The sequence below is a fragment of the Pseudobacteriovorax antillogorgiicola genome (assembly GCF_900177345.1).
In the GTDB taxonomy this organism is placed as follows: Bacteria; Bdellovibrionota_B; Oligoflexia; order Oligoflexales; family Oligoflexaceae; genus Pseudobacteriovorax; species Pseudobacteriovorax antillogorgiicola.
Window position 1 is genome coordinate 143,319 of record NZ_FWZT01000008.1, and the last position, 12,129, is coordinate 155,447.

The 12,129-nt window shown below is 45.7% G+C and carries 4 protein-coding genes; 3 read left to right on the plus strand and 1 reads right to left on the minus strand.

Annotation, left to right across the window (positions count from 1 at the left end; all coding sequences use genetic code 11):
- The first annotated feature begins 196 nt into the window (after window positions 1–196).
- Window positions 197–2,932: a 7TM diverse intracellular signaling domain-containing protein gene (locus B9N89_RS12455; RefSeq protein WP_132318892.1), complete on the plus strand. Its 2,736-nt coding sequence runs from the start codon at window positions 197–199 to the stop codon at window positions 2,930–2,932.
- Here the strand turns inward: B9N89_RS12455 and B9N89_RS12460 are convergent.
- Window positions 2,929–5,478 (minus strand): DUF748 domain-containing protein, encoded by a 2,550-nt coding sequence (locus B9N89_RS12460; RefSeq protein ID WP_132318890.1) that lies wholly within the window; start codon window positions 5,476–5,478, stop codon window positions 2,929–2,931. The genes B9N89_RS12455 and B9N89_RS12460 overlap by 4 nt on opposite strands.
- Before the next feature lie 469 nt (window positions 5,479–5,947).
- Here B9N89_RS12460 and B9N89_RS12465 point away from each other — a divergent pair, with 469 nt between their 5' ends.
- On the plus strand, window positions 5,948–10,090 hold the full coding sequence (locus B9N89_RS12465) for an FG-GAP-like repeat-containing protein (protein ID WP_132318888.1): 4,143 nt from the start codon (window positions 5,948–5,950) through the stop codon (window positions 10,088–10,090).
- Between the two features lies 1 nt (window position 10,091).
- Window positions 10,092–12,125, plus strand: coding sequence for a hypothetical protein (locus tag B9N89_RS12470; protein WP_132318886.1), 2,034 nt, complete (start codon window positions 10,092–10,094; stop codon window positions 12,123–12,125).
- Window positions 12,126–12,129 lie beyond the last annotated feature (4 nt).

The window sequence follows — 12,129 nt, forward strand, 5'->3', positions numbered from 1 at the left end:
GAGGTTAAATCACTTGCCTGAGGTCACCGAACACGGGGCTCTTTGGAGCCCTGCTTCCTTAATATGTTACATAAAGTCAGCTATTTAGGTTTATCGCCAGGGCTGCATCTGACATCCGACTCCAGAATCTTAAGTTCAGCCTCTACTTTCTCGGCCAGATGCCGATTCCAATCCCAAGACCAAAACGAATGCGTTGATGAGTTGGTGTAAAGCGCTGCAACAAAAGATTTATCTAAGGTGGCTAGCACGCATTGATGAGGTCTTGGGAGTGACCATGGGTCTTGGTGTGAGACAGTGTATAAAATTTCTTGTTGTTGCGTGGTCGAGCATCGCGATCTTGGCGGCCGAGGCTGCGGGTGCACCTATCGTTCTAAATCCTGGTCAGGAGCTGAAGGGTTCCGTCATCGGTAAGATGGTCCGCACCTTCGATAATTCTGAACATAAATTTGATTTTACTGAAATTTCCCGAGATCAAAGACTCGATGCCTTCAAGCTGTCTGACTCTGACTTTTTCCGTATGGGAATGTCGACTGGCAGCCTTTGGTTGCACTTTCAGATTCAAAATAACGGTAGCGAGACTCGGGATATTGTCTTAGAAAATCGCTATCCAAATATCGATTGGCTTCAACTGTATAGCAGCAGCTTTAAAAATGGCAACTTGCCACTTTTAAACGGTGATCTTGTACCATTTGATATGAGAAGCTGTGAATTTCGCCTACCTTGCTTCGAACTTGCAGTACCCCCTGGAAGCCACGACTATTACCTTAGAATCGATACCGAAGGGTCCATGTACCTCGCGCTTCATCTGTGGGACCGGGAGCATTTCGATCGCTACGAGCGTCATGACCACCTGATCATGGGCGTCTTGTTTGGTTTTATTATGGTGATGCTCGCTTATAACTTTTTTCTTGCAGTATCATTCCTTAGTCGGACCTACTATATATATGTTGGCTACATAATTTGCGTATTGATCTATAATGTCGGTGGGCAGGGGATTGGTGCAGAGTTCCTAGGTGATGATATTGGCATCTGGTTAGGCAACAAGGGTTTGCTATTTTTTGCCAATCTAGCGATGTCGTTCGGTTTGTTTTTTAGTCTAGGCTTCTTGAACATCTCTGCTCATATGCCGCGTTGGAAGTGGGCTTTTCAGCTTTGGGGAGCGATCTTTGCGGTTAGCGCTTTTGGAGTTTTCTTTCTTCCCTACCATACCCATCTGAAGTTTACCAATTTCAGTATGTCACTCGGATCTATTTTCTTGCTAACAGCAGGTTGCGTCGCTTGCATAAGGGGTTATCGACCAGCATACTTCTATGTTCTGGCTTGGAGTGTCTTGATCGCATCAAACTTCATCGTCGTCTTGAAAATCGTCGGTGCGGTACCCTTAACTTTCTTAACTCACTGGGCGTCACTGCTGGGAGGCTCTATCGAGATGATCCTGCTTTCCCTGGCTCTGGGTGATCGCGTGAAGTTTTTAAAGGCCAAGGATGAAGAAAAAATCCGACAATTGAATGATGAACTTCGCAAGCACATCGATGATGTCGAAGCCATTGTCGAAGAACGGACCGATACCATTCGCTCAATCTTGAACAACGTGAAGGCTGGTTTTGCTATTGTAAGCTCTGATCTTAAAGTAAAAAAGGACTTTACTCAGAGCTGCTATAACCTCTTAGGAGAGGACATTTCACCGGAAACCTACTTTAGTGACTGGCTACAGCTCACAGGTCTCCAAAAGGTGAATCTGGATGTGATGTTAGAGCAAGTGTTCTCAGATATCATGCCTGAAGAGGTAACGATGGCACAGATTCCATCAGTTCACCGGGTTGGCGATCGCTACCTACGTGTGGAAGGGGCGCTTATCAGGAACTCCAAAGGAGTGCCAGATGGAATTCTGATGACGATCACCGATATTACCGACTTGCAAGCCAAAGAGGAAGAAACACGGCGCCAGCAGATGCTCTTGAAAATCATTGGCAACATGGAGTCATTCAACTCGTTTTTGAAGTTTACGAAGCAGCAGCTGAAGACTGTCGATGGCAATAACCCTAGAGAGGTAAAGGGCTTTCTGCATACCATGAAAGGCAACTGCCTAGTGTTCGGTATGAAGGCCATGGCCGATGACATTCATGGGCTAGAGGAGCAGGATCTCCCGAAAGCTGAGACCATAGAGGCATTTGAAAAAAGTTTGAAGGCCTTCTTACTGCGGCACCAGTCGACACTTCACGTTGATTGGAATGAAATTGAAGAAGAGCACTACATTGTGAAAAAGACCAAATTTGGTCAATTGGAAGGCTTGTTGAATTCACTCAAGTTGTCAGCCGAATCCAAAGCTAAGCTCTTTCACTGGCTGCGACGGGCTCAGGTTCGGCAGGTGGGCAAGATTCTAGGGCCCTTGAAGGACGACATTGATCTCCTGGCTCAGCGAATAGGCAAAGACATCCAGTTTAATATTCATGGAGAAGGTGTCGAAGTGATCTCTGCTGACAATGAACAGGCTATCAAGTATGTCATTCACCTGATACGAAATGCGGTGATTCATGGGATTGAAGATGAGCGGCAGGATAAGCCGAAAACTGGCACCATCGATTTAAGGTTTTTTGCCGAAAACCACTGCTTTATTATTGAAATCGAAGATGACGGTAAGGGCATCGGCCATGAAGAGCTTTACAATAAACTAGCAGCCCAATCGGGTATCAGCCGCGAGCAGTTTGAATCACTAACTCTCGTTGAAGTTTTTAAGTCTCTCGATTCCGCCAGCACCGAGGATACCGTCGATCTCTATTCGGGCCGAGGTGTTGGAGTCAGCGCAGTGATTCACTATGTGGAAAGCATTGGGGGAGAGGTAGAGATCGAAACGAAACCAAGGGTAGGCGCGATGTTCCGACTACGCTTGCCTGAGACTCAGCAAGCGGCAGCGGGTCGCGTATCAGCCTAGAGCTGTAATGTGACAACAGGTGTTTCTAACTTGCTGCGGATAGCAATTTTAGGCTCACATAGTACCACCTGACCCGGAGATATAGAAGATTCTGTCACCAGGTACTGGGCAACTCGTTGCAGGCGATCACGGGCCTGATTCAAAGTTTCATTCTGAACGTTTTCAAACTCAGCGGTGCCCTGCTCGGTTTCTGGGATCTGGGCTTCAGTGCAAAAGGTAAAGCTCAGGCTGGGGCGGCTTTTAAGTTGTTCGGCAATGTCTTTCAGCTGGGCCTTGCCTGAGGGGCTTGGCTCGTTCAGGGCACGATCGAATTCCACGGGTTGCAATCGCATGTTTTCAGCGAGCTTCCAGCCTTTCTTGATGAGAGTGTAGGCCATGGCAGGGTTCACCGGCATGGAGCTGGCCAGCAGGGGAAGCATGTTGTTGACCAGTGCGCTGCCCAAGGCACTTGTGAGTTGACTTACCATAAGCTCGCTTAGCTTTTGGCTTAGGAGAATGGACCAGCGAAATTCAGGATTATCCTTATGCCCGGCGATCGGGAAACTAAGTTCTAAGTCACCATCGTCATCAGTAGCTAGGCTTAGCACTGTGGCTAGGGGCATGCCGAGCCGATTGGCAATGGGGTTGCCTCGGCTATTGGTGTTGTCTAATTTAATCTTGTTGATGCTCAAATCAAGCTGGCCTGATACTTGGCCTTTACGGTCTTCCTTATAATCTAGCTTGCCGTGGAGTTGCCCCTGTTCTACCTGGTAGCCGATTTGTTGCCTTAACAGACCTGAAATAGACGTTAGATTCAATGCCTCAAGATCCAGGGTCCAAGCTTGGCGAATGGGTTGCGAATCATCTAGAGTGCCTTTGGCAGTGATCCGACCAAATGAGCCGAAGCCGCTTGTTAGATCAATCTGATCTTCGCTACCATTTGTCTGTTTTTCGATTTTTATCTTGCTAAGTTGAAAGGTCATGGCCTTTTCTTGAGCAGCCAGCGAGACTCCAGGAGGGTCTGCCAGGAATAGCTCGATGATATGAAGCGAATGCAGACGGGAGATAAGTTTGTCAGGTTCAGGGGTTTCTACGAGGAGCTGACGGGCTTCAATGGCCTCTAGTTGCAAGACACTTTCGGTACCATTGCGCATATCAAAACTTGCGATATCGATAGCCCCAATTTTCAGTGGTGTTGCACCAAGGGTGTAGTGCACCTGATTGAGAGCTAGGCTCTGCCAAGTGTAGGTCTGGGTTTCGCGACGAATCTTCATCATTTGATTTTTTAGATTCAGAGTCAGCGCGTCTAGTGTAGAGGTTTCAATATTGAAACTAAGTTTTTCCAGGCCTAGGCTAAGATCATCAGTATGTGTCTCGATATCTTGGGTGCGATCTTGAACATGGACCTTCAGTAACTTGAAACCTTCTCCTGTATGCATGCTAGCAAGCTGCTCTTTGACTGCTGCATTCAAGTCGAGCGAAATCTCTTGGGCGTTTAATTCCAGATCCTGGGAAGCATCTTTAAAGCTTAGTTGAATTCCCTTAAGGAGCAAGTTCTGCTGACTTTGAATGACTAGCTGTTGAGCTGGTACCATTGCCATAGGATGAAAGTTAGTTTCAATTCGACCAGTTAGTTGACTCTGGTCCATAGCAATTTGGCTAAGCTGCTCGCCTTGCTCCACCGAGCTTTTGACATCTTTCAGAATAACTTCAAAGCTAGCCTCAGTGCTTTCCTTTTTTAACTCTAGCTTCAGGTCTGCACTTGACGTGAGGTGGCCAGATAGCTTTAGACTGCTTGGAGAAAAGCCCTGGATGATTGCAGAAACTGTCTCTAGGGGCAAAGCCTCGCTTTTCAGGCTGAGTGTTGACTGCCCAAGTGGCAAGCTCAGTTTTCCTGAAACTATGATGGGGCTATCATCGATACTAGCTTCCAGGTGAAGTGGAATTTGGGCTGGTAGTTGGTGGAGGTCTGTGGGTCCAATGCGGCCAAGCTTTACCTTAATCTGGTGCTGACTTTGATCCAAATCTAAGCCAAAGGCAAGGTCTTCAAAATTAATCTGATCGATGATGACTGGCGCGCCAGCAAATTGTTCAGTATCGGCAGCTGGACTTTGAGCAGCTTCATGTTTTGCCTCTTGGGGAGGGGAGTCAAAGGCCAAGCCTGCGACTTCTAGAATATTGTTTTGGTAGGCTGCTCCAAGGCTAAGCCCAGTAGCTTCGAATTTATCGACCACAAGGGTTCCTTGCAATGCTTCCCACGGGGCCACACCGAGGGAGATAGTTTGCAATGCTAATCGCTCTTGCTTGTTGCGATAGAGTTGGAGCCCACGAATGTCTATATCCCCATCCAACGGGAAAAAGTCGATCTCAGCGATCGATATCTGCCAAGGAGTATAGTCGCTGCTATAGCTCTCGACAGCCCATTTCAAAATTGCAGGCACAGCGAACTTTACAAAGAGGCTTGCTGTTAAGAGAGTGCTTACGAGGATTAGTCCGAGCCATGTGATGCGTCGACTTTTTCCATTAGAGCTTGGTTCTTGGTTCAGTGTTTGGTCTTCCCCTGCCATAGGTTCCTTCTGTGATTTGCGGCTAGATCTGCCAAGGTGTTCCAGTTCTGACGTTCAAAGATATATAGCAGAAAGCAAAGGAAATGACACGAAGCCTTCCCTGGGTGTGTAGAGTATTGAATTCTTAGGCAATCTTACAGAGGACTGTCGCTCCTCTTGAAGGCCTCTGAAATTATTGCCTTTTCAAGCTGAAGCCTTCTATCAGGCCCCTTCCCACCCTCTTAGGGGGCTTTGTATGGATAGGTAACCATAAGATAATACTCATCACAATCTAGGTACATTGGTATACATACCCAGACTCCTGCAGGCTTTTATATCTTTGTGTATGCCCTCTAAATAGAATTTTTAATGTCTAAATGACTTATCTGTTGACTAAGCGAAATGTATGCAGTAGTACTTTGCAATCTTCGTATCCCTCTCGTTACTCACTAGAGCGAGACTTTTAGTTATCAGTTATTGAGGGCCCAATATGATCTCAGTCAGGATTCTGAGTTTCTTTCTGCTATTCTATGCAGGAACCAGTCAAGCTGGACTTTTCTACGGTTCTAAAGCTTCCACAGCAATAGATTTAAACGGTGATAGAAAAGCTGATCTCGTTGTCATGAATGACAATGCTGTAGTTGCAAAGTATAACGACGGCAACAACAATTTTGGAGTGAACATCATGCTCCAAAATTATCCATGGTACGGTAGTAAAGCTAGTACTTTCGCGGATTTGAATGGGAATGGGTTCGGCGATACGGTTGTCGTCAACAATGGTGAAGTTGTGGTCCGTTACAATAACGGGCAAGGGGGATTTACCGGACCAGCAATTTTGCTAAACTCCCCATTCTACGGCTCCAAGGCAACAACCTTTGGTGATATCAATGGCGATGGCTTTGATGACATCATTGCTGTTAACGATTCAGCCACAACAGTAAAGTATAACAACCGTCAGGGAGGCTTCGGTCCACACACAACTATTCTAACAATTCCCTATTATGGCTCTCGGGCAACTCTTTTTGCCGACATTAATGGTGATAACTTCGACGATTTCGTCGTAGTGAATGAAACTTCAACGGTTGTAAAGTATAACAACCGTCGTGGCGGATTCGGTTCAAATGTTTTAATACTTGGCTCAAGGTATTATGGGACCAAATCGACAATATTTGCTGATATCAACGGCGATAACTATGATGACTTTGTTGTATTCAACGAATCTGAGATCGTTGTTAAATATAACAATAGAGGAGGTGGTTTCGGTGCTAATACAGTGCTGAACGTCTACAGCCCCAGTCTCCCAAATAACCAATCCTCTCTAGAGAGTACACAGAATGCGCTGAATATCGAGATCTCCGAACTTGAGCGGCAAGCGGCCGAAAAGAATACTCAAATTGCTTCACAGAGGCAAAATATAAATCAGCTGAACCAGCAGCAGAGTGATTTGGAGAGTCAGCTTTCTCAAGATCGCCAAAGTGTTAAATCTTTGGAAACGCAGCTTGCTACACAAGATCAAACCTCCGAGGATCTTGCAAAGCAATTAGCCAACTTGGAGTCAGGTAATAAGTCTGCTGAAGAAACTCTATCTCAGCTTCGTGGTAAAGAATCAACTCTTGCCTCTCAGACTGAGATATTGGATCTTGAGAAGGTTAGTCTTGCAAAGGAAAAAGCTGTACTTGAAGCCGAGAAACAGCAACTAGGGCTTGATATCGCAGAGGCAAGAAAACAAGTAGAGGTTCTGGAAGCTGAACTAAAATCACAGAGTTTGATTAGCGAAAAGCTTGCTAGGCTTCGGTTGGTGATTGACGAATCTACAAGCACTGAAGATACAATTTCTTTACTGCAAGATAACATCGGCTATCTCCTAACTGAGTCCGGGGATTGCACTGCTTATAGAGTAGCTCCAAAGGTCATTAGAACGGCAGCACATTGTGTGGATCAACCTGAGGTACTAGAAGAGAAAAAAGGTTATAAATTCTATAATCTTCAAGGAGCCTCTTCAGAGGTAGTCTCTGTCAGCAAGCTTGTAAGATCACAAGATCTGGTAGAGCTGACTCTTGCTCAAAGCATTACAAACAAACCGACAATGACATTTGCTGATGTTGACCTCACGAAGGATCTAGATTTTATTTTCTATGATTCACGCTCAGGGTTTACTCCAACATATCGATGCCAGATTTTCTTTTCGGATCCTAGTAACGGGTACTTTATCCATAATTGCCCTAGTATAAAAGGTGCTTCAGGAGGAATTCTTCTTCAAGAGAACAAGATAGTTGGGTTTCATGTCGGAAAGATCGTTGCTGGCGATGGCCTCGGTGTCTTCCATAATGTTCCAGTAGAAGCAAATTTTGCTGATATTCTTGCAGAAACGGAACTAGAGTGGAGTTGTGATTCAAATTGTGTAAGATCGACATCGTTTCACACTCCTTGCCCTACTACATTCAAGCCTTTTAGAATGTGTCGTCAGGAGCAGAAAGTTTCTGATCCAGTCTGCGAAACGGCGAAGGCAGCCGACTGTGCTGCAAGGGAAGCAGAGCGAGCGTTAAAAGCTACAATAGATGGTTTAAAGAGAAACATAGCGAGCTTGTCTGAGAGGAAGAACCAACTTAAGATCAGCGTCGATGGACTTAATCGAACTTTGGTTGATCTTAATAAGACTGCTCTTGGAAGAAACGAGTCTATCAAATCTGTGATTTCTGAGATTGACAAGGTCGCGGTTCAGGCGGATGCTCTTCGAGCAAAGATCACCAGGCAAGCACTTTTTATCGACAAGCAGAAAGAAGCTCTTGCGATTGCTCTAAGAGTTGCCCAGGTTTCAGAAGCCGATATAAAAAATGTAACAAATTCAATCGAGAAGCTTGAGTCTGTGAACCTTAAAAAGGTTACTGAAAACGAAGTTACAAGGGCTGCAAATGAGGTTCTCAAAACCTCAACGGAACAGCTTCATGCTGCATACGTTCAAGTCAGTGATCAAGCTGCAGATCTTGAAAAAAAATCCAAAGACCTTGTTACTCGAAATACTGAAACAGTAGCCGACATAATCGATTCAGCCGGAGATCTTGGCTCTGACATCAACCGAGAGCTTGTAAACCTTAAGAACGATATCTCAGTTGAAAACCTATCCAAGGCTCTCCAGCCTGTGGAAGAACTATTCAATAAAGTTGTCGTGGAAAACTTAGCTAAGGCAGCTGAGTGGTATCTGGAAAGATTTGCAGAAAGCGGTCCGAAGGGGCCGCGAGTCGCAGATGCGGTTGAACAAATGCGCCAGTTTGCGAGAGTCACACTCTGGGGTAAAGCCCTCATCGTAAGCAACAATAGCGGCTGGTTAGAACATCAGTTTAATAAAGCTCTCAAACCTCTCCATGGAGACTTTGTCCCACGTGATGGAGAAGCCGACCAGAACATGGTGTGTTCAAGTAATACTGGTGCTGGGGTGTGTATCGATCCACAGGTTGTGAATGGAGTATTCGCGGATGCGGGGATGGTGTGTGAGAAGGATCTATATGATGCTGTGAGAACTGGCGAGCCAGGAGTTCATTGGGTGCAGGTGGAGCCTGGCGAGTATTGCCGCCTCAGGTGGCAACACGTCGGTAATTATTGGAGAAACGGCTTTCGAAGAAACATGGAGCGCTCCTGGTGCGAAACTTATTGGGGAGCTCAGCGTTTCAATAAAGCAGCTAACAACAAACCCCAAACATTTAGGTGTAAAGATATACGCCCTCAACTCAAAGCTTATCGAGACCAAGTCGCTGCGGAGAACGCAAAGATCCGTAGGGAGTTCGAGCCTGAGTTAGCCCCTGTATTCGAGACAATTAAAGAGCTATTAGGTGATTACAAAGACCCTCAGGACCGCCAAAACGAAGCAAACCTGAAAAAGGATATAGAAAACGAAGAGCAGAAGCAGAAAGATCTACAGGCCAAGCTGAATAATCTAAGCTCTGTTACTAAGAATCTTTCGATAGTTCTTGCGAAAGAGTCACAGATCTCTGCAGCTGACTTAGAACAAAGCCTAGAAAACTTTTTAAATTCCTACAACGATCTTGGCCAAGTTACTGGTTGCGACAAAGAAAAAATGCTTCGAGTCATTGGTCACTATAGTAACTCGAAGTACATGATTTCGCTGTTAGCAAATGTGAGTACAGCTCTCGAAGCTGAATCCGATAAACTTGCAGTTCTTAGAGAAAAAGTTCTTTCCTGGGGGGCTAGAGCAGAGGCTGTTCGATCAAGATACAAGGCACATTGCGTCGCTACGAGCTCCGATGCCAAGGAACTGCTAGATCAAGGGAGACTAGGACAATTCGATTTGCTTGCTCTTAAAGAGAATGTCTCATCAGAGCTTCTTGAGCGGCGTGAGAACTCATCGAGTAGCTATAGCGCCGTAAAAGAAAGAGTGAAACGACTCCTTAATAGGCTTGGTTCATTCTCTACTCAATTTAGCGAACATGACTTTACCGTTGCAAGGTATGCTATCTTCCAAGTGGCGGACCCATATAACTATAGGTTTGTGAGCGAATCTCCTCCTTTTATACATATTTCCGAACCAACTAATTTAGAAGAAGCTGAAAGGGTTTCTCAGCTTTTGGATCGCATGGAGGAAGTCCTCCTACCCTATATTCCTGCGGAGGGCATGTGATATGAATATGAACACTATGAATCCAAGATCCTTTGTGATTGCACTCTTATTATCAGTCCTTAGTTTTGCAAGTACTGTAAGGGCTGATGGATTTAATGCTTCAAATCCTTTTGCTGTCGAAAATGCCTTCGATCTTAACTATGACGTTATCAACCCATGGAGTGAAAATCGTCTCCCTGGAGAGTTCGTCAGAAACTATAATCGAGAGCTAGGAAAGCTTTACGACAACCTAGATAAGAGTGGCCCGTTCAAGTACTGTGCTACCGGTGGTTTCGGTTGTAACTATATGAGCCAAAGCAGCTTCAAGGGGGCATTGAAAGGCCATGAAGCTAGGGCCCAAGAAAGCATCGCTAGCTATCGGAACCGACTAGAGAGCAGGCTGGTAGACTATAGTACTGATATCACCAATATTCAAAATGGCCGAGATATTGAGGGTCCTCTAACAAAAGCTCTTCTGAGAGGTCGAAAAGTTAGCCCAAACTCGCAGTTACAGAGTCAGAAGGGTGAAATTATCGATGAGAATCGACACCTCAATAGTGTGCTTACGAACCGTCAAGACTTGTCTAGCGATGCTCAGGCAATATTAGACAGTGGCGTACTAAAGCCAGAAATACCAGATCCAAATGCAATTGAAGAAGCAGATAACTCTATAGACGACCCTACCAGAGCTATTGACCGCTGGGGTTACAGCTCAGACTTTGACGCTAATTTCGATCAACTGATGAACAAGGCGCAGTTCCTTGCAAACAATGGCCGACCAGGAGAGGCGAATATCGTTGCTTCTATGGCTGGTAGATACAAAGACTTTCACAGGGGACAAACTCCTGCAGCCGTAGCGGTATCGCCAGCGGCAGCAAGCCAGTTTCCGTACCTCAAGTCTTTAGATCAAAGCAGTTTCCAAGGACATGAAGCCGTGAGCATCGGAAATGCCATCAGTGGTCTCGATAATGTAGTCGATGGCGCTAATTTCTATATCGATCTCGCAATGGACCGATTGTCCTACCTCCAAGAGCAACCCGTAATTGGTCAATACCTAGCGACCGCAGAGTTTATCTGGACGTTCCACTATAGGCTTGCCAATAACCCTGACTTTGCTCTGTCTATAGGGGAAGGGGTTGGGGGTGTCGTGATTGATGCGGCAACAGGATTTGCGCAGTTTTTAGCACACCCCATCGATTCCAGCATTGCAGTATATAACGCAGTAGTGGAGTACGAGAAAACTTGGCATGCAATGAAAGGTTTTGCTGTTAAGGCTTACGACGACCTGTCTACCTGCGATCAGGAGACTGAAGAGTGCGGGCAGATCATAGGGCGAATCGGAGGCGAAGTAGCCTTTGGGACTCTTACCGCTGGGGTTGGTACGGCTATAAAAAACACAGCGATAGCAGTAAAAGTAACCAATAAAATCAACTCAACAGTGGGGAAAGTTGCAGGGAAGTTTGCGAGGCGTGGTAAAGCTCTTGACCTTGATGCTGATGATTTAGATACTGTATTTCAGACTGGTTATAGTTTGACGCCATGTGAGATGCCTCTGGCCTGTGCTCCAGACTCCGTTGCGAATGCGGATACCCTGCTGAAGTTAGCTGATGATATGGGGCTTAAGGGTGCTGATGCTGTTGATGGGGTTAAGAAGTTTGGAGGCTCCGCACGTAAAAGTGGGATTAAACACTCCGACGAACTAACAGAATTCGCAACTCCTTTGAAATTGCGGCCGAATAGCACAAGAGTTCCAAAGTCGAAGTATGACTGGAATGACATTGTAAACAACGCCAAGTGGGAAAGAAACGAGCTTAACAAGCATGCATGGGATCGGCACCCAGGACTTGCTAAGGATGGTCCTAACCAGTTACCGAATACGAGACTCTATGATCAAGGAGCTCGCCAAGTAATTCGCGATGCGGATATTGTAGTTGAAAGAACGAAAGGTGATATCTTATTTATCGATAGTAAGAAGGGTCTAGGAACTTCAGTGCAGAAAAAGCCAGACGGCTCTTGGAAACTGAATTCCTACCGTATTCAGACACTAGACCCATAAGGAA